Raw genomic sequence first — 19,177 nt, 5'->3', positions numbered from 1 at the left:
CGCGATGACCACCCTGCAGCACTCGGCCCACGTCAGTGTCCATCTCACCGACTGCTCCCCGCAGGACGCGGACTCCGTGTTCGATGTCCTGGGGGCGGCGTTCCCTGCGGCCGTCGACCGGGAGACCGGAGCGCACTGCGAGCGGCCTCCGCTGCTGGCCAACCCGATGGTGTGGATCAGTACCTATGACGTACGCACCCCGGGCCCGGCAGGGGAGCCGGCGGCCCTCGGAGGATCGGTCACGGCCGACCTCTTCGGCTGCCACCGGCCCGTACGGCAGCTGGAGGAGGCGCTCTCCCGCTCGTTCAGGGTCGAGGAGGAGGGGCACGTCGTGCCCGGTGACCAGGAGGTCCAGGTCCGGCTGAGGCTCCGCAGCCGGGTCACCGTACCGTCGTGACCGAACGGGGCCACGGTGCGCTCGTGACCGTCCGGGGTCACCACGCCGTCCTCAACTCGCCCGCGGGAAGCGCCGGTCGAGACGATCGAGGGGCCTGGCAGCCGCCGGGCAGGCACGGGTCGCGGAGGTAGGAGAGCAGCTCGTGCGCAGCGGGCGCGAGCCGGTCGGAGGCGGGGACGGCGACCGAGACCTCCCACTCCGGCTCGGGTCACCGGCCAGCGGTACGGCCGACAGGGCGGCCGCCTCCGGCTTGCGGGCGATCGGCCGCGGGACGACGGCGACTCCGAGCCCGTGGCCGACGAGCGCGCGCACCCCGGCCAGCGTGCGGGACGCCTCCACCAGTAGCGCCCGGCCGGCGCCGGCCAGCTCCACACTGCTGGTGGTCCGTACGAAGAGCAGGGCCCCCAGCTCCCGCTCCAGGGCCCGGACCGAGGCGGAGAGACCCGAGGCTGAACCGCGCGAGTGAAGTGGCGCTCCTGACGGCCACCACGACAGCCGCCGCCCCGCATACCGCCCGCAATAGGCGCACAGCAACTTCCCTCAGCCATGGGATGGTCAGTCCTCGATAAACGAGGACATGACACTCCATAGGAGGCGCTGTCCGCTGGATCCGTGCGCCCAACTCCGCTTGTCCGACGGGCGAACGTGCCGATCATCGATCCCATTGGGCCCGGGTCGAGCGTCAGGTCGATAAGCCGTCCACTCGATGGGGTGAAAGGCATATGAGCCATAACCCGTATGGCCGTGCCGCGTTGTCTTCGGTGCGGGCGTGTGTCCCGCGAGTATGACTGGAAGGCAGGAAACGCATGAGACGGGTCGCCAGAAATGGCCTGGTCACCGCGGTGGCCACGGGCGGCGTGCTGGCCGCGGCCGCGGGGTACGCGCACGCCGACGCGGGTGCCGAGGGCACCGCAGCCAGGTCGCCGGGAGTGGTCTCGGGCAACACCGTGCAGGCCCCGGTCCACGTCCCGGTCAATGTGTGCGGGAACACCGTCAACGCCGTGGGCCTGCTCAGCCCCGCGGCCGGCAACCGCTGCGTCAACGACTCGCGCGGCCACGGCGGCGACTACGGGGAGGGCTCGCACTCCTCGGCACCGGCCGGCGCCACCGCTCACGCGCGAGGAAGGGGTTCCCCGGGCATCGCGTCGGGCAACACCGTGCAGCTGCCGGTGGACGTCCCGGTCAACGTCACGGGCAACTCGGTCAACGTCGGCGGCATCGGCAACGCGGCGGTCGGCAACTCCTCCTCGAACGGCTCCGGGGACCGTCCCCACAAGCCCCGTACCCCGCAGCCTCCGACGGCGGACAAGCCGGTGCCGCCGCGGACGGCCGGCGTCCACGCCATCGCGCCGACGGAGACCGAGACCCTGGCCCAGACCGGCGCGGGCGTGCCGGGCTACGTCGTCCCGGCCGGCGCCGGACTGCTGCTGGGCGGCGCCCTGCTCTACCGCAGGTTCCGCCCGGCGCAGCACTGAAACGCCCCATTCCCCACGCCTCCCCGAACCGCGCCCCCGTCACCGTCTCCCCCCTCGGTGGCGGGGGCGCCACCGCGCCGCCGTGCCGCCCTGCCGGTGCCGGGGTCTTTCGCCCTCCCCGCGCCCGCGGACCGGTTCAGGCTCAGCCCTCGTCCCGCGGCTGGGCCGCGACGCTGCTCTCGCCGCGCGACCGGCTGACCGGCCTGGTGTGGATGAAGAGGTCCTGGCGGCCGGGCGCCTCGCGGCGCTGGGGCAGCGGCAGCTCGTACCTGACCTCGCGCGCGTGGTCGGCGAGCTGGCGGGTCGGGTTGTAGACCCGGCTGAACTTCCACAGCATGCGGGCGAAGTTGGTCTGCCCGCGCGCGAGGTTGCGGCCGAGGACCCCCATCGCACCGATCGCCGTCCGCAGCCCCAGGTGCTTGCGGTTGATCACGGCCTGCGTGCGGACGAGTTCGCGGTAGAACACCTCCAGCGGGAGCCGCGTGGGCACCACCGCGTGCTGGATGTCGAACAAGCGGTAGTCCCGGGTGGTGAGTTGGCGCGCCTCCGTGTGCCAGATCTCGGTACCCGGGTACGGGGTCATCACCGTGAGGTGCACGATCTCCGGCACCGACAGCGCGAACTCGCGGACGATGCGGAAGCGCTCCTCGTCCCACGCGGGGTCGACGATGAGATTGATGGCGACGTTGATGCCCAGCTTGCGCGCCACTTCGAGCGCCCGGACGTTCTCGTCCGGGCTGATGCGCTTGCGGAACAGGTCGAGGCCCTCGGCGTCGATGGCCTCCATGCCCAGGAACATGTACCTCAGTCCGAGGCTTGACCAGCGCTCGAACACATCCAGGTTGCGCAGCAGCACGTCGCTGCGGGTCTCCAGGTAGTACTGCTTGCGGATGCGCCGGCGCTCGAGTTCCGCGGCGATGCCGTGGCCGTGCTCGGGGCGGATGAAGGCGACGTCGTCGACGATGAAGACATGGGGCTCCCGGATGGTGGCCATCTCCTCGGCGGCGGCCTCCGGCGACGCCTTGCGGTAGCTGCGGCCGTAGAAGGTCCAGGCGGAGCAGAAGGAGCAGTCCCACGGGCAGCCGCGGGTGAACTCGATGGAGGCGCACGGATCGAGTTCGCCGATGAAGTAGCGGTTGCGGCGGCGCATGAGATCCCGCGCGGGCCGGGGGTGGTCGAGGCTGTCCAGCATCTTCGGCGTCGGGCCGCGCCCCGCCGCGCTGACCACTCCCGGTACGGTCTCCAGGCCCCCGTCGCGCGCCGCCTCGAGCAGCGGGGCGACCGCCGGCTCCCCTTCCCCGCGTACGACCGCGTCCACCGCGCCCTCCGCCTGGGCCAGCACGTGCTCCGCGATGAAGGAGACGCTGTGGCCGCCGAAGAAGACGAAGCACCCCGGTGAGGCCGCTTTGGCCTGGTGGGCGATCTCGATGGCCTCGGGGATGTTGGCGAGATAGTTCAGGGAGATCCCGAGCGCCTCGGGGGCGAAGGACGCCAGCTCCCGGTCGAGCACCCGCCGGGACAGCACCTGCAGGTCCACCACCCGTACCTGATGACCGGCGTCGCGGGCCGCCGCCGCCACCCGCTCCAGCCCCAGCGGCTCGAGCCGGAGGAAGATCTCGGAGTACATCAGCGCACTGGGGTGGACCAGCAGCAGTCGCATGTCAGGCTCTCCGGTCGACGGAAGCAGAGGCATACCGTGTCCTTTATGAACCTTTCATGTGCTTTGTTCGGGGAGGCTCGCCGCCACGGGACCCCTCGGTGCGGGGCGGAGCGTCCGGCGCCCCGGGCCCTCGATCAGAACGGGCCTATGCCGCGGATGGCCGGGCCGCGCGGCGCGTGAACGGAGGCGGGAAGGGTACGCCAGCTCGTGTGGCCCACGGCTGACGAACGGTTCCCGAGGACGGGGCGCGGGCCACGGTTCGAAGAGAAGGTGACACCATGCCAGTGGAGCCGAGCGTTGCCGCCGCTCCTCACAGGACCGATCCGGCCGGGCCGGACGAAGAGCCCGATCTGCTGCGCCAATACCTGGCACAGATCGCCGCCACCCCCCTGCTCAATGCCGAGCAGGAGGTCGACCTGGCCAAGCGCATCGAGGCCGGCGTCTACGCGGACGAGCTGCTGCGGGAGGCCGAGGCCGACGGGCGCGACCTGCCCGCGGAGGGCCGGTGGGAGCTGGAGGTCATCGCCCGCGACGGGCAGCACGCCAAGGACCACATGATCCGGGCCAACCTCCGCCTGGTCGTCTCCGTGGCCAAGCGGCACAGCCGTCGCGGCCTGCCGTTCCTGGACGTCGTCCAGGAAGGGAACCTGGGGCTGATCAGGGCGGTCGAGAAGTTCGACTACACCAAGGGTTACAAGTTCTCCACCTACGGCACATGGTGGATCCGGCAGGCCATCGAGCGCGGCCTGGCCCAGTACGCCCGCACCGTACGGCTGCCCGTCCACGTCGTCGAAGACCTGTCAAAGCTCGGCCGGGCCGAGCGGAACCTGCAGCTGCGGCTCGGCCGGGAGCCGACCGCAAAGGAGGCGGCAGCCGAGACCGGCTTCCCGGTCGGGAAGGTCACCCGGCTGCGCCGGGTCGGCCGCGAGGCGATCAGCCTCGACACCCCCGTCGGCGACAAGGGCGAGACCGTGGTCGGCGACCTGATCGAGGACACCGAGGTGCTCCAGGCGCCGGATGTCGTGGAGTACCGCGCGCTCGCCGAGCAGCTCCGCCAGACCATCGGGACCCTGCCGCCCCGGGAGGCGATGATCCTCACCCTGCGGTACGGCCTGCACGACGGGAAGACGCACACGCTCAAGCAGGTCGCCGAGCATGTGGGGCTGACCCGTGAGCGGGTGCGGCAGCTGGAGAAGCACGCACTGGCGCAGCTGCGGGCGCCGGAGCGGCACGAGCCGCTCCTCGACTGGGCCGGCTGACCCCGGCCGCCCCCCTGGGCCCTCGCGTCACATGTTGATCATGTGGCCCGCCAGGCCGTGGACCGCTTCCTTGACCGCCTCGCCGAGCGTCGGGTGCCCGTGCACGTTCCGCGCCACCTCGTGGACGGTGAGGTCCCACTGCTGGGCCAGCGTGAGCTCCGGCAGGAGCTCGGTCACCTCGGGGCCGATCAGGTGGGCGCCCAGGAGTTCCCCGTGCCGGCCATCGCTGATGATCTTGACGAATCCCACGGTGTCGCCGAGCCCGTGCGACTTGCCGTTGGCCGTGAAAGGGAACTTGGCCACCCGCACGTCGTAGCCCTGCTCGCGCGCCTGGGCCTCCGTCCAGCCGAAACTCGCGATCTGTGGCTGGCAGTACGTGGCCCGCGGGATCATCACGTACTCCAGCTCCATGGTCTCCGCACCGGCGATCGTCTCGGCCGCGACGATCCCCATCGCCTCGGCCGCGTGCGCCAGCATGAGCTTGGCCGTCACGTCGCCGATGGCGAAGATGTGCTGGACATTCGTACGGCAGCGGGCGTCGATGTCGATGGCGCCGCGCTGGGTCAGCCGCACGCCCGCGTTCTCCAGGCCGAAGCCCGTGATCCGCGGCTGGAAGCCGATGGCCTGCAGCACCTTGTCGGCCTCGAGGGTCTGCCGCTGCCCGCCGGTGGTGACGATGACATGCACCTTGTCGCTGGAGTCGTCGATGGCCTCGACGCGGGTGGACGGCAGCACGTTGATGCCCAGCTTGCGGTAGCGGCGCGCCAGCTCGGCCGAGACGTCCTCGTCCTCCAGAGGCACGATGCGGTCGAGGAACTCCACCAGCGTGACCTGGACGCCGTAGTTGTGCAGCACATACGCGAACTCGACGCCGATGGCGCCCGCGCCCGCGATCACGATGCTCTGCGGGAGCTCGTCGCTGAGGATCTGTTCCTCGAACGTCACCACCCGCGGGCTGAGGGATGTGCCGGGCAGGAGCCGGGTGGTCGCGCCCGTGGCGATGATGCAGTGATCGAACGAGAGAGTCTCGGTGTTGCCGTCGGCGACCGTGACCTGGAGGGTGTGCGCGTCGATGAAGCTGCCGATCCCCTCGTACTGGGTGATCTTGTTCTTCTTCATCAGGAAGTGCACGCCCTTGACGCGCCCGTCAGCGACCTTGCGGCTGCGGTTGAAGGCCTCGCGGTAGTCGAAACTCACCTGGCCGTCCACCCGGATGCCGAAGGTCTTGGCCTCCTGGGTGAAGATGTGCGCGAGCTCGGCGTTGCGCAGCAGGGCCTTGGACGGGATGCAGCCGACGTTCAGGCAGACCCCGCCCCAGTACCGCGCCTCGACGATCGCCGTTCTGAGGCCGAGCTGGGCCGCCCGGATGGCGGCGACATACCCTCCCGGGCCCGCGCCCAGGACCACGACGTCAAAGTGTCCGCTCATGCACGGCAGCCTAGGCCGCGGCGCCCCGCCGCGCAGCGCGTCCCCCCTTCGCGAAGGAGGCCGGAGTGGGTCATGGACAGCCCCTGGACGGCAGTGGGCTGCGGTGATGTCATGGAAGTGGCGTGGGCGTCGAGAGCGAACTGTCCGGCACGGAGAAGCGGAAGCGTGTACCGCGCACCGTGCAATGAGGGCCCGCAAGAAGCGGGCGGCTCCGGCGCCCCGTCGCCGGGTTCGCGGGGCCGTCGCCGGGCGAGCGCAAGGGCCGTCAGGGCCGGTCGGGATTGCTGAGGTAAGTCCGGCTCGGATCGCGGCGCGTGGACGGCGTCGTCCTTGCCGCTGTCGGCGCGGCTGGTCGGGTGCGATGCCCCGTCGAAGCCCTGGAGGACGAGGCTGCCGTCGATGTTCTCCCGGCCGTCGGTGAACGGACTGCCGGTGGGGTGTAGGAGTCGAAGCTGTCGTGAGCGAGTGTCACGACGGCCTCGAGGGTGCCGAATTCGCAGCCGTCTTTGCGGACGACCTCCAGCTGCCCCTCCATATCGTTCTCGTGCCAGAAGAGGTTGACCGGGTAGTCCTTCCGGTCCTTGCCCCCGCGCCCGCCCACGCCGCGCCGGGCGACGCCGAGTGCCGTGTCAGCGGGGCTCGCGAATGTCCACCAGGGGCTCGGCTCGCCGTCATGGCCGGGATGGCACGAGTGGGCCCGGGCAGGCGGAAAAAGCTCGGGGCGCGGGGGCTGTCAGCGCCTGCCTCCGCGGCCGCGGGGCGCTGCGTCCTCGGCCCGCAGGCGCTCCACCTGCGTGGATGCCTCCCGGGCTCGCCTGCGGTCCCGTTCGGCCGTCTCGTGCGCCCGCCGCGCCGGCGCGCGGGCGGTGCGTTCGGCCTTCCTCGCCTCGGTCAGCGCTTCCCGGGCCTCCCGCAGCGCGGCCTCCAGCTCCCGCACCCGGTCCTCGGCCTCGTGCCGCCGCTCCTCCGCTGCGGCGAGCCGCCGCTCCGCGACGGCGGCTTCCTTCTCCGCGGCGCGGGCCTCGCGCTCCAGCCCGTCCGCCTCTGCGCGGGCTTCGGACAGCCGCGCCCGCCGCTCCCGCTCCGCGCGTGCCCTCTCCTCGGCCTCCTCCGCGCGCCGGGACAAGTAGGTCACCGACGCCGGCCGGGCCGGTGCGGAAGCGCGCGACGGGGCCTTGCGCTGCGGCGCCGATTCGCGGGGGCGCAGCGGATGCACGGTGGCGCTGACCGGCGGGCCGAAACCGGCAGGCGGCGCCAGAGCCTTGGTCATACGCCCGGTGGCCAGCTCCTCGGCGGCGTCGGGGTCGGCGAGCGCGGCCTGCACGGTGGCCTCCACCTCGCGCAGCACGCTCTCGCCCACCGGCCGCCCGGCCTCGGCGGCCAGCTGCTGGGTCTCCTGGGACAGGGCGGTCACCAGCCGCCGCTGCTGCTGCGACAGCGCGCGCAGTTGCCGGCCGTCCAGGTCCTGGTGGGCACGGCGCAGCTGCTCGCCGAGCCCGAGCAGCGCGGTGATCCGGTCGCGGTCGCTGCGGACCAGGAGGTTCAGGGCCCAGGCGGCCAGGGTCGGGCGCCGCAGCGCGCGGATCTTCGCCGCCTGCCCGCGGGGCGCGGTCTTCGCCGCCTCGTCGCGCGCCGCGGTGAACTGCTCGGGCGGCAGCGCGTACAGCTGGTCGGCGACCTCTTCCCAGCCCATACGGTCAGGTTCCCATCATTCCGCACCCGACGGCTGGATTGGTGGGGTGACCGGAGGAAGGAATTCGGCGCGACGGCGGGCGGGGCCGGCCCGGATTCATTCCCGCACATGGGGCCGACGGCGGGGAAGACTCGCCACACGACCCTTGTCGGTTCGATCCACCCTTCCATGGCAAGTGACCGAAGGAGAAGGCACCTTGTCGGACGACGCCACACGGACGCCCCGCCGTACGGTTCTCAAGGCCGCCGCCCTCGGCGCTGCGGGGGGCCTCGTCCTCCCGGCCGTTCCGGCGGGGGCGGCCGTCCGTGAGAGCGCGGAGCCCGGCACCGCCCCCGCCACCCCTCCGGCCGACCTCGAGCGCCGGGCGCTGGCCCTCCAGCCGCCCGCCTTCCTCCTCGAGACCGCGGTCCCGCCCCAGATGGCGGCAGGCAAGGGATCCCGGCTCAGCATCAGCGACCGGGCCGCGATCTGCGGCGGCCACTCGCTGCGCTGGGACCACGACGCACGGTCCCGCATCGTCGTCCGCGCCGACCTGGCGTACGGCGCCGACCCGTACCGCCCGCTCGACGACCAGGCGTGGCAGGGCACCGTGGACACCTTCTCCGTCTGGGTCTTCAACGAGGAGCCCGCCGACGACGCGATCCGCTTCGAGTTCGGCCGGGGCGAGCGCACCGACGCCTGGTTCGACTTCCGCCTCGGCTTCACCGGCTGGCGCACCGCCTGGGTGCGCTACGGGTACGACATGCACGGCCGGGCGCACCCGGACATGGACACCGTCCGCATCATCGCGCCGCGCCGCTCCGGCACCCTCCATCTGGACCAGCTCCTGCTCAATGTGGCGGTGCGGCCCGACGGGCCCACCCGCGACGTGCAGGTGCCCGAGGTCTGCCGCGAGGGCGACGTGTGGGACGCCCAGCACTGGCAGGCCCTCTACCTCTTCGACCAGCTCCTGAAGAAACGTCAACTCCCCGCACCCGCCCCCTCGGAGGAGGACCGGTCCTCCCTGCGCACACTCCTCGCCCGCTACCACGACGAGTACCTGGCCGCGGCCGTGAGGGCGGACGACGCCTACGTGGCCGCGCTCACCGCCCAGGTCGCGGAGCTCGGCGTACCGGAGCGCTCCTCGACCGGCACCGGCCGCCCGGTCCTCTCGTACCAGTCCCAGATCTATCCGCCGCAGATCGCCGCCGACCTCAAGTCCTTCGTGGGCGCGGCGACCCTGCGCGGCTGCACCGACCTGATGAAGACGGTCGCCCAGGCGCACGACGCCGCGGGCGACGCCCACCGCCCCGCTCTCGCCGAGCTCTACCTGCGGCTCGTCGCCCACCTCCGTGACCAGGGCTGGACGCACGGCAGCTGCCAGGGCACGATCCACCACCTCGGCTACGACGCCCGCGGCTACTACGACTCCGTCCACCTGATGCGTGACGTGCTGCGGGAGGCGGGTCTGCTCGGTGCGGTGCGCGCGGACGTGACCTGGCTGACCGGCCTCGGCCGGATCTTCCGCGGCTGGGACCACCGCATGGCGTACGGCAGCATCATGGACATCCTGGGCACCACGTTCCGGGGGCTGCTCGCGGCCGTCCTGCTGTACGAGACCGAGGCGGAGCAGGTGGCGTATCTGCACGCGCTGCGCGACTGGCTCGACCGGGCCCTGCTGCCCGTCCCCGGCATCCAGGACGGCATCAAGCCCGACGGCACCACCTTCCACCACGTCGGGTTCTATCCGGACTACGCGCGCGACGGCTTCAGCGGCCTTGCGCCGCTGGTCTACGTGATGGGCGGCGGGACCTTCCGTATCTCCGAGCGGGCCCACGCCTGGCTGAAGCGGGCCCTGCTGACCATGCGGCTGTACGCCAACAAGTTCCACTGGCCGATCTCCCTCACCGGCCGCCACCCCAGGGGCACCACGGCGCTGTCCGTGACCCCGTACGAGTGGCTGGCGTTCGCCGGAACCCCCGACGGGTCGAGCGACGTCGACCCCGAACTCGCCTCCGCCTTCCTGCGGTTGCTTCCCGCCGAGCCCAGCGACCGGCAGAAGCGGCTGGCCGGGCGGCTCGCCGCCCGCGGCATCACCGCGGAGCCGGACCCGTCCGGCACCTGGGCCCTCAACTACGCGGCCCTCGCCGTCCACCGGCGCGACAACTGGCAGGTCACGGTCCGCGGGCACAACCGCTACCTGTGGAGCACCGAGGTCTACGAGGGCGCCAACTGGTACGGCCGCTACAACACATACGGCCAGATCCAGGTGCTGCACCGCGGCGATCCGGTGACCAACGCCGACAGCGGCTACAGCCAGCCCGGCTGGGACTGGAACCGCCGCCCCGGCACCACCACGATCCGCAAACCGCTGCCGCACCTGCGCGCCGACCTGACCGGCACGATCGAGGAAATGCTGCTCACCGACGAGCGGTTCGCGGGCGCGCATGCCATCGACGGCCGTCATGGCATGTTCGCGATGCGGCTGCACGAGCACCCGAAGTACGACGGCTCGCACCGGGCCCGCACGTCGGTCTTCCTCTTCGACGACCGGATCGTCGCCCTCGGCTCCGGGATCGGGAACGACGACCACCTGCACGAGACGGAGACCACCCTGTTCCAGACCCGGCTGGCCTCCCCGTCGGACCCGACGTACGTCGAAGGACCCGAGCCGGTGACCGCCTTTCCGTACGAGCGGCCCGGTATCGAACTCCGCGAACCACGCTGGCTGCTGGACGACAAGGGCATCGGCTACTACCTGCCCGCGGGACAGCGCATCGGCGTCCAGCGGACCACCCAGCACTCGCGCGACCAGGCGACCGATGCCCCCACCAGCGGCGACTTCGCCAGCGCCTGGATCCGGCACGGCACCGCGCCCCGGGGCGGCCGCTACGCATACGCGATGGTGGTGCGGGCCACGCCGGAGCGGATGGCCGCGTTCACCGAGGAGATGGCGGATCCGGCGCGCGCCCCGTACACCGCCCTCCGGGCGGACACCACCGCGCACATCGTCACCGACCGGGCCACGGGCATCACCGGCTACGCCGCCTTCGAAGCCGTGGACCGGCTGGCCGGGGGGACGGCGGTGCGCGGCGTGGACACCCCGTCGATGCTGCTGACCCGCCGGGACGGCGATGCTCTGGTCCTGGCCGTCTGCGACCCCGACCTGCGGCTGTACGAGGGCATCGACCGCGACCAGTACGAACACGGCCGCTACGTCGGCCACTTCAGTCCCTGGTCCAGGCCCTGGCTCACCAGCCCGAGCCGGCCCCACACTCTGCGCGTGACGCTCCGCGGCCACTGGCGGGCAGCCGGATCCGGCGAGCCGTGCCGGACGCGCCGCCAGGGCAGGGCGACCGTCGTCGAGTTCGAGACGGTGGACGGCCGGCCCGTCCAGGCGCGGCTGCTGCCGGCGCCCGCGCGTCGCATCAAGCCCTAGGCAGGCGTCCAGACCGACCGGTATGGTGCGCTGCCTGCCCGCCGGAAGGATGCGACGCGGCAGAGGCTCGTTGCTCGTTGAGGGGGGTGCCGTGCGGGAATACAGCCTTCCGCACCTGGTGGAGGCTCCGCGTTCGGGTGGTCTCGCGGACTCGGTCTACCAAGTCGCCGAGAGCGACCCGAAGCTGGCGCAGCTCGCCAGGCGCGGCGATCCGGACGGCGGCGAGTGGGTGCAGGTGACCGCGGCCGAGTTCCGGGACGAGGTGCTGGCGCTCGCGAAGGGGCTGCTGGCCGGCGGCATCCAGTTCGGCGACCCGGTCGCGGTGATGTCCAGAACCCGCTACGAATGGACCCTGTTCAGCTATGCGCTGTGGTCCATCGGAGCCCAGGTCGTCCCCGTCTACCCCACCTCCTCCGCCGAGCAGGTGGGCTGGATCCTGTCCGACGCGGGCGTGGTGGCCATCGTGGTCGAGCACGAGGACCACGCCATGACGGTGGGCGCGGTGTGCAACAGCCTCCCGCTGCTGCGCCGGATCTGGCAGCTCGACGACGCGTGCGTGCAGCGCCTCGCCGAACAGGGGCGGAACATCCCCGACACGCTGGTGCACCGTCACCGGCAGGCGGTGGGACCGAACTCGACCGCCACCATCACGTACACCTCGGGCACCACAGGACGGCCCAGGGGGTGCGTGATCACCCACGCCAATCTCGCGGCCGAGTGCGACACCCTCTTCGCCGGGTGGAACGAGCTGCTCGCCGAGCGCGGCGAGCAGCCCACCCTGCTCGCCTTCCTGCCGCTGTCCCACGTCTACGGCCTGATGGTGCAGGTGTTCTGCATGCGCGGCGGTGTCACGCTCGGGCACCAGCCGGATCTCGCGCCCGCCTCGCTGCTGCCCGCACTCGCGTCCTTCCGGCCCACCTTCGTCTTCGCGGTCCCGTACATCTTCGAGAAGATCTACCGCAGGGCGCGGCAGGCGGCCGAGGAGTCCGGCAGACAGGACCTCTTCGACCGGGCCGTGGACATCGCGGTGCGCTACGCCGAGGCCGTGGAGCGCCGGCACATGGGCCTGGGGCCCGGCCCGGGGCCGTGGCTCCGGGCCGTGCACGCCGTGTTCGACCGCATGGTGTACGGGCGGCTGCGGTCCGTGCTGGGCGGCCGGGTGCGGTACGCCGTGTCCGGCGGGTCGACGCTCCGGCGAGAGCTCGGCCTGCTCTTCGCGGGCGCCGGCATCACCATCTACGAGGGCTACGGCCTGACCGAGACCACCGCGGCGGTGACCGGCCAGCCCGTTGGCTTCGTCCGGTTCGGCACCGTGGGCCGGCCGCTGCCCGGGTGCGCCGTCCACATCGCCCGTGACGGGGAGGTCTGGGTGTACGGCGACGTGGTCTTCGCGGGCTACCACCGCAACCCGGCGGCCACCGAGGCGGTGCTGCGCGACGGCTGGTTCGCCACCGGCGATGTGGGCTACCTGGACGACGACGGCTATCTCGTCATCACCGGGCGCAAGAAGGACATCATCATCACCAGCGGCGGCAAGAGCACCTCGCCCCAGGTGCTGGAGGAGCGGATCCGCGCCCATGCCCTGGTCTCGCAGTGCCTGGTCGTCGGCGACAACCGGCCGTACATCGCCGCGCTCATCACCCTGGACCCCGAGGCGCTGGAGCACTGGCTCCGGCTGCGCGGCAAGCACATGTCGGGCCCCTCCTCCCACGACCCTTCGCAGGCCGTCCTCGACGAGGAGCTGCGCACCGAGATCCAGCGGGCGGTGACGGCGGCGAACAGCGCAGTGTCACGGGCCGAATCCGTCCGGGCCTTCCGGATCCTGCCCTTCGAATTCAGCGCGGCCGACGGGCTGCTGACCCCCTCGCTGAAGCTGCGGCGTGGCGCGATCGTGCAGGCGTACGCGCAGGACATCGAGGACCTGTACGCGTTCTGATGCGGGCACGGGCAGACGGCCGAGCGCCGGCTCGCCGCGCGCCGCACCCGGGGCGACGATGCTTCCGGCAGACGTCGTCGCGGAAGGACGGGCAGACAACGGAGGGGAACGTCTTCGTCGCTTTCCAGCCCGAGGGCGCAGCGGGCTGACCGACGGCCGTGCGCAGCGCCGTCCGTGCCATGCCGCACCGTGCCGTGCCCCGACCTGCCGCGCCGTTCCGCGCTGTTGAGGAAATCGCACGCCGGGCTCGTATTGCGTGGGGAGGCGGAACAAGAGAAGAGACGAGGAGCCACGCATGCGCGCTGTCCGTGTCGCCGAGTTCGGCCCGCCCGAGGTCATGCGGGTGGAGATCGTGCCGGACCCCGAACCGGGCGAAGGCGAGGTGCTGGTCGATGTCGCCGCGGCGGGTGTCCAGTTCGTCGAGACGCTGGTGCGCGCGGGGAAGTCGGCGCAGGTGCCGCGGCCGTACACGCCGGGCCGGGACGTCGCAGGAGTCGTGAGCGCGGTCGGACCCGGGGTGGACCCGGGACTCCTCGGCAAGCGGGTGGCCGGGCAGACCGCCCGCTCCGGCGGCTACGCGGAGCGGGCGGTGGTGGCCCGCCGGGCCCTGCACGTGCTGCCCGACCACCTCTCCCTGGACAGCGCCGTCTGCCTGCTCGGACAGGGCCTCACCGCCGTCGGCCTGATCGAGATCGCGGCATTGCGCGAGGACCAGACCGTGCTCGTCGAGGCGGCCGCGGGGGGAGTGGGCAGTCTGCTGGTGCAGCTCGCCAAGGTCGCGCGGGCGAAGGTCATCGGGGCGGCCAGGGGCGAGCACAAGCTGGATGTCGTACGGAAGCTCGGCGCGGATGCCGCGGTGGACTACGGCGTGCCCGGATGGGCCGGTCTCGTACGGGAGGCCGCGGGCGGTTCCGGGGTGGACGTGGTGCTGGACTCGGTCGGCGGGGACGTGGGACGGGAGGCGGTGGACACGCTCGCTCCGGGCGGTCGGTTCATCGTCTACGGCATCGCGTCGGGCCGCGGCACCGAGATACCGGGCGGACTCGTCTACGGCCGTGGGCTGACGGTCATCGGCTACGGCAGCAGCACCCCGGGCCATGACCCCTCGCGCTTCCGTGCGCTGCAGGGCCGGGCCCTGGCCGAGGCCGCCATCGGCAGGATCACGCCCGTGATCGGATGGCGCTTCCGGCTGGAGGACGCCCCGGCCGCGCACGCCGCGCTCGCGGGCCGGGAGACGGTGGGCAAGGTGATGCTGATCCCGTGAACGGCCCGGTCATGGGCCCGAGCCCGAGCCCGAGCCCGAAACCGAGACCGAGCTCGGGAGGTCTCGGTCTCGGTCTCGGGGGCTCTCAGCGGAGGTTCTCCAGGACCGTGGCGTTCGCCAGACCGCCCGCTTCGCACATCGCCTGCAGTCCGTAGCGGGCCCCGCGCTGCTCCATGGCGTTGACGAGGGTGGTCATCAGCCGCGTACCGCTGGCGCCGAGGGGGTGGCCGAGCGCGATGGCGCCGCCGTTGACGTTGACCTTGACCGGGTCCGCGCCGGTCTCCTGCTGCCAGGCCAGCACGACGCTCGCGAACGCCTCGTTGATCTCGAACAGGTCGATGTCGTCGAGGCCCAGTCCGGCCCGGCGCAGCACCTTCTCGGTGGCGGGGATGATGCCGGTGAGCATCAGCAGCGGGTCGGAGCCGGTGACCGCGAAGCTGTGCAGCCGGGCCAGCGGGCGCAGGCCGAGCCGGGCGGCGGTCTCGCTGCTGGTGATCAGCACGGCCGAGGCGCCGTCGTTGACCGGGCTGCTGTTGCCGGCCGTCACCGACCAGTCGATCTGCGGGAAGCGCTCGGCGAAGTCCGGGTCCTCGAAGGAGGGGCGCAGACCGGCGAGCACCTCGGGCGTGGTGTTGGGCCGTACGGACTCGTCGGTGTCGACCAGGCCCTTCTCCGTGGTGACAGGCGCGAGTTCGGCGGCGAAGCGTCCGTCCGCGTGGGCCTGGGCCGCGCGCTGGTGAGAGGTGGTCGCGAACTCGTCCATCCGCTCCCGGCCGACCGACCACTTGGCGGCGATCAGCTCGGCGCTGATGCCCTGCGGAACCAGGCCCTCCGGGTAGCGCGCGGCGAGCGCCGGGCCGAACGGGTCGGCACCCGCGGGCACGTTGGACCACATCGGCACCCGGCTCATCGACTCGACCCCGCAGGCCACCACCAGGTCGTACGCGCCGGAGATGACGCCCTGGGCGGCGAAGTGGACGGCCTGCTGGGAGGAGCCGCACTGCCGGTCGACGGTGGTCGCGGGCACGGACTCGGGGAATCCGGCGGCCAGCCAGGCGTACCGGGTGGTGTTCATCGCCTGCTCGGCCACCTGGTCCACGCAGCCGCCGACGACGTCGTCGACGAGGGCCGGATCCACCCCGCTGCGGTCGATCAGTGTGCGCAGCGTGTGACCGAGCAGGTCGACCGGGTGGACTCCGGCGAGCGCGCCGGAGGGTTTGCCTTTTCCGACGGGCGTACGGACGGCTTCGACGATGACGGCGTCGCGCATGGCGATCGACTCCTTGGGGTTGAGGGTTTTCAGGAAGGTGCGCCGAGGACGCGGCGGGCCTGCCGCGCGAGCGCCAGCAGGTGCCCGTCCGCGTCCCATACGGCGCTGTCGTCCACGGCCCAGCCGCTGCCCGCGTGCTCGCCGCGGATCCGTACGAGCGCCCAGCCGGTGGCCGGTCCGTCGTCCAGCGCCGAGCCGTAGTGCACGGTCAGCTCGGCGGTGGGGACCGGCCGCGGGGCCGTCCAGAGGGCGAAGAGCGCCGGAGGTGGCGCGTCCGCGAGGACGGTCACCGCCCCGGCGTCCAGCGGGCGGCCGTCGCGGAACCGCATCCAGGCGACGAGCTCGGCGCTCTCGCCGCCGCCGAGCGGACGCGCGGGGGTGGCGGGCCGGATCTCCAGGCGCTGCGCGAAGGTGGCCAGACCCTGGGGGAGTGCGAGGGGAGGGCAGTCGCCGGGCCCGGGCACGGCGGGAGCCGGGCTGCCGTGGTGGTACGGGCCGGGGCGCGGGCTGCCGAAGGTCGCCGAGCCGAGCAGGGCCTGCTCCCCGCCCTGCTCGGCGCGCAGCCCGGCCACCGCGGTGCCGCGCCCCGACCGCTCGACGGTGGTGTGCAGGGCGAGCGGGCGGTCGTCGACCCGGGCCAGGAAGTGGGTGGTCAGGGAGCGCACGGGCCGGTCGTGGCCGGAGTCCAGGGCCAGCCGCGCGCGCATGGCGCCGAGACCGAGGGCCGCGAGATACCCGCCGTGCGCACCGGGCCCGGATCCCCAGGAGCGGTCGACCCGGACCACGGCCGGGGGTTCCCCGTCTCCGGGCCGCGTCTCTCCGGACGTGACGGCAGTCGTGGTCATCGCGGACCAACCCCTCGGCTGTGAGTGAGTTTGGAAACTGGACTCACCATACCCCGGTGAGTTTGATAAGCAAACGCACACCTCTAAACTGTGAGCATGAAGACCCGGCGCCCCTGCTCGATCGCGGATACCCTCGGCGTGATCGGCGAGAAGTACTCGATCCTGGTCCTCCGCGAGGTCTTCCTCGGCGTGCGGCGCTTCGACGCCATGACCCGCAACATCGGCGCCCCGCGCGACGTCCTCGCGGCGCGGTTGCGCCACCTCGTCGAGGCGGGCGTGCTGGAGAAGGTCCCGTACAGCGAGCGCCCGCCGCGCTACGAGTACCGGCTGACGGAGGCGGGGCAGGACCTCCGGCCGGTCCTGCTCACGCTGATGCAGTGGGGCGACCGGCATCTCTCCGGCCGCCCGCCGGTGGTCTTCGAGCACGACTGCGGCGCCGACCTCGAACCGCTCGTCGTCTGCCGCTCCTGCGGCCGTGAGGTCGACTCCCGCTCCCTGACCCCGCGCCACGCGGACCCCGACTGGGCCCGGGCCTGACGCGCGGCGAGGCGCCCGCGCCACCCGGGCGGCGGGGGCGCGCTGCGGGGTTGCGGGACCGTACGTCCTGGACTGAACCTCTGCGCCTCGTCCTGGATCGAACGGTTCTGGGGTCCGGGGTCCTGACCGGACCCTTGTCCGGAGCCCTTGGCCGCTCTTAGGGTGAACGGCCAGTCATGCCGACCAGTCGGTATGGGTGAGGGCGGAGGTCGTCGTGTCGCAGAGCGGACGTGTCGAGGACTATCTGGCAGACGTGCGCGCCCGGCAGCGCCGGGTCTGGCCGCGCGAGGTGCCGGCGGAGGTCGTCCATCCCCAGGGGGAGCGACCCCTGACCGAGTATCTCGCGCACTGGTCCGGGCACTGCCCGGACCGGGTGGCGATCAACTTCTACGGGCGGCGGATCGGTTACGCGGAACTCGAGGACCTCACGGCCCGCTTCTGCGGCTGGCTGCAGCGGACCGGGGTGCGTCCCGGCGACCGGGTCGGCGTGCTCCTGCCCAACTGCCCCCAGTTCGTCGTCGCGATGCTCGGCATCCTGCGCGCGGGAGCCGTGCACGTACCGGTGAACCCGATGTTCCGGGAGCACGAGCTGCGGCACGAGCTGGCCGACGCCGGAGTCGAAGTCCTCGTCGTCCTCGACTCATTGCGGCCGCTCGTGGACGCCGTACGGGAGGACACCGCCGTACGCGAGGTGCTCGTCACGCGGATGGCGGACTTTCTTCCGGCAGACCCTGACCTGCCGGTGCCGCCTGGCCTGTCCGGCACTGGGGACGGTGCGGCGAGCGCAGGGGACGGTGCGGCGAGCGCATGGGACCGGGCGCTCGGCGGAGCCCGCGGGCGGGAGCATCCGGCCGACCTCGACGCGCTCGCGGCCCTCAACTACACCGGCGGGACCACCGGCCTGCCCAAGGGCTGCGAGCACACCCAGCGGCACATGCTCTACACGGCGGCGACGGCCGCGGCCGCCGGGGGCATGGACCTCTCCGGGGACCGGCCCGACGTCCTGCTGATCTACGTCCCGGTCTTCTGGATCGCGGGCGAGGACTTCGGGATCCTGCTGCCGCTCCTCACCGGAAGCACCATCGTGCTGCTCGCCCGATGGGACCCCGAGGCCGTCCTGCGGGCGGTCGAGCGCTACGGCGTGACCCTGATGCTCGGGACCGTCGACAACTACGTCGAGCTGATGGATCATCCGCGGTTCTCCGGAGCGGCCCTGTCCAGCCTGACGCAGCCGCGCGCGATGTCCTTCGTCCGCAAGCTCACGCCGCGGATCCGCGCCCGCTGGCGCGCGCTGGTGGGTGAGCACAGCGTGCTGCGCGAGGCGTCGTACGGCATGACCGAGACCCACACCGCCGACTCGATCACCGCGGGCTTCCAGGACGGCGACCACGACCTGCTCACCGAGCCGGTCTTCTGCGGGCTTCCGGTGCCCGGCACCGACTTCATGGTGGTGGACGAGAAGACCGCCGAGCCGCTGCCGCTGGGGGAGCGCGGCGAGATCCTGGTCCGGTCACCCTCCCTGATGACCGGCTACTGGCGGCAGCCGGAGGCCACGGCCCGGGCGCTGCGCGGCGGTTGGCTGCACACCGGGGACGTCGGACTGATCGACGAGGAGGGGTGCCTGCACTACCTCGGCCGCAACAAGGAGATGATCAAGGTCTCGGGGATGAGCGTGTTCCCGTCGGAGCTCGAATCGCTGCTGGCGCGCCACCCCGATGTGCTGTCCGCCGCCGTGGTGCCGATGGACGACCCGTCAAAGGGCCAGATCCCGCTGGCGTTCGTAGAGCCCCGGCCGGGTGCCGCGCTCGGGGCGGAGCAGCTGCGGGCCTGGGCGCGCGACAACATGGCCTCGTACAAAGTGCCCGTCGTGGTCTGCGTCGACGCCCTGCCGATGACCACGACCGGCAAGGTCAAGAAGGGCGAACTGCTCGATCGCGCGGCACGGATCGCCGGGGCGAACGCCGCACCGGCTGTGGACCGGAAGGGCGACTGACG

Annotated in this window: 13 protein-coding genes and 1 pseudogene; 8 read left to right on the top strand and 6 right to left on the bottom strand. The window is 72.3% G+C overall.

All coding sequences use genetic code 11. The features are described 5' to 3' along the window. Positions 1-4 precede the first annotated feature (4 nt). Positions 5-397 (top strand): hypothetical protein, encoded by a 393-nt coding sequence (locus ACTWQC_RS09985; protein ID WP_443315231.1) that lies wholly within the window; start codon positions 5-7, stop codon positions 395-397. A 303-nt stretch (positions 398-700) separates the two neighbouring features. Here ACTWQC_RS09985 and ACTWQC_RS09980 read toward each other — a convergent pair. Beyond that, positions 701-892 (bottom strand): annotated as a pseudogene (locus ACTWQC_RS09980) (LysR family transcriptional regulator); the annotation flags it as partial. A 311-nt stretch (positions 893-1,203) separates the two neighbouring features. On the opposite strand from ACTWQC_RS09980, the gene ACTWQC_RS09975 reads away from it, so the two are divergent. Next, a complete protein-coding gene (locus ACTWQC_RS09975) occupies positions 1,204-1,872 on the top strand; it encodes a chaplin (protein ID WP_443315230.1) in 669 nt (222 codons plus the stop codon). 142 nt (positions 1,873-2,014) lie between these two features. Here the strand turns inward: ACTWQC_RS09975 and hpnR are convergent, their stop codons facing one another. After that, positions 2,015-3,532: a hopanoid C-3 methylase HpnR gene (hpnR, locus tag ACTWQC_RS09970; protein ID WP_443315229.1), complete on the bottom strand. Its 1,518-nt coding sequence runs from the start codon at positions 3,530-3,532 to the stop codon at positions 2,015-2,017. Positions 3,533-3,810: 278 nt separating this feature from the next. Between hpnR and ACTWQC_RS09965 the strand changes: the two genes are divergently transcribed. Then, on the top strand, positions 3,811-4,791 hold the full coding sequence (locus ACTWQC_RS09965) for a sigma-70 family RNA polymerase sigma factor (protein WP_443315228.1): 981 nt from the start codon (positions 3,811-3,813) through the stop codon (positions 4,789-4,791). A gap of 27 nt (positions 4,792-4,818) precedes the next feature. On the opposite strand, the gene lpdA is transcribed toward ACTWQC_RS09965, so the two are convergent. Next, positions 4,819-6,219, bottom strand: a complete 1,401-nt coding sequence (lpdA, locus tag ACTWQC_RS09960) for a dihydrolipoyl dehydrogenase (RefSeq protein ID WP_443315227.1) — start codon at positions 6,217-6,219, stop codon at positions 4,819-4,821. 733 nt (positions 6,220-6,952) lie between these two features. Continuing rightward, on the bottom strand, positions 6,953-7,912 hold the full coding sequence (locus tag ACTWQC_RS09955; protein WP_443315226.1) for a hypothetical protein: 960 nt from the start codon (positions 7,910-7,912) through the stop codon (positions 6,953-6,955). A gap of 196 nt (positions 7,913-8,108) precedes the next feature. On the opposite strand from ACTWQC_RS09955, the gene ACTWQC_RS09950 reads away from it, so the two are divergent. The 3 genes from ACTWQC_RS09950 (at position 8,109) to ACTWQC_RS09940 (ending at position 14,530) form a co-directional block, all read left to right on the top strand. Continuing rightward, the gene (locus ACTWQC_RS09950) at positions 8,109-11,330 is read left to right on the top strand and encodes a chondroitinase family polysaccharide lyase (protein WP_443315225.1); all 3,222 of its coding nucleotides are present in this window, start codon (positions 8,109-8,111) and stop codon (positions 11,328-11,330) included. 91 nt (positions 11,331-11,421) lie between these two features. Continuing rightward, a complete protein-coding gene (locus ACTWQC_RS09945) occupies positions 11,422-13,266 on the top strand; it encodes an AMP-dependent synthetase/ligase (RefSeq protein WP_443315224.1) in 1,845 nt (614 codons plus the stop codon). Between the two features lie 295 nt (positions 13,267-13,561). Next, positions 13,562-14,530, top strand: coding sequence for a zinc-binding dehydrogenase (locus tag ACTWQC_RS09940; RefSeq protein WP_443315223.1), 969 nt, complete (start codon positions 13,562-13,564; stop codon positions 14,528-14,530). Between the two features lie 85 nt (positions 14,531-14,615). Here ACTWQC_RS09940 and ACTWQC_RS09935 read toward each other — a convergent pair whose 3' ends face one another. Together ACTWQC_RS09935 and ACTWQC_RS09930 are read right to left on the bottom strand one after the other, a co-directional pair. Continuing rightward, positions 14,616-15,800 carry a thiolase family protein gene (locus tag ACTWQC_RS09935; protein ID WP_443315222.1) on the bottom strand — a complete coding sequence of 395 codons (1,185 nt, stop codon included), beginning with the start codon at positions 15,798-15,800 and terminating at the stop codon, positions 14,616-14,618. Between the two features lie 29 nt (positions 15,801-15,829). After that, the gene (locus ACTWQC_RS09930; protein ID WP_443315221.1) at positions 15,830-16,645 is read right to left on the bottom strand and encodes an acyl-CoA thioesterase; all 816 of its coding nucleotides are present in this window, start codon (positions 16,643-16,645) and stop codon (positions 15,830-15,832) included. A gap of 96 nt (positions 16,646-16,741) precedes the next feature. Here ACTWQC_RS09930 and ACTWQC_RS09925 point away from each other — a divergent pair, with 96 nt between their 5' ends. Together ACTWQC_RS09925 and ACTWQC_RS09920 are read left to right on the top strand one after the other, a co-directional pair. After that, positions 16,742-17,182 (top strand): winged helix-turn-helix transcriptional regulator, encoded by a 441-nt coding sequence (locus tag ACTWQC_RS09925; RefSeq protein ID WP_443315220.1) that lies wholly within the window; start codon positions 16,742-16,744, stop codon positions 17,180-17,182. 214 nt (positions 17,183-17,396) lie between these two features. Then, a complete protein-coding gene (locus ACTWQC_RS09920; RefSeq protein WP_443315219.1) occupies positions 17,397-19,175 on the top strand; it encodes an AMP-binding protein in 1,779 nt (592 codons plus the stop codon). Positions 19,176-19,177 lie beyond the last annotated feature (2 nt).

The sequence above is a fragment of the Streptomyces sp. 8N616 genome (genome assembly GCF_052246385.1).
In the GTDB taxonomy this organism is placed as follows: domain Bacteria; phylum Actinomycetota; class Actinomycetes; order Streptomycetales; family Streptomycetaceae; genus Streptomyces.
This window is presented reverse-complemented; position numbering and strand designations above follow the sequence as displayed.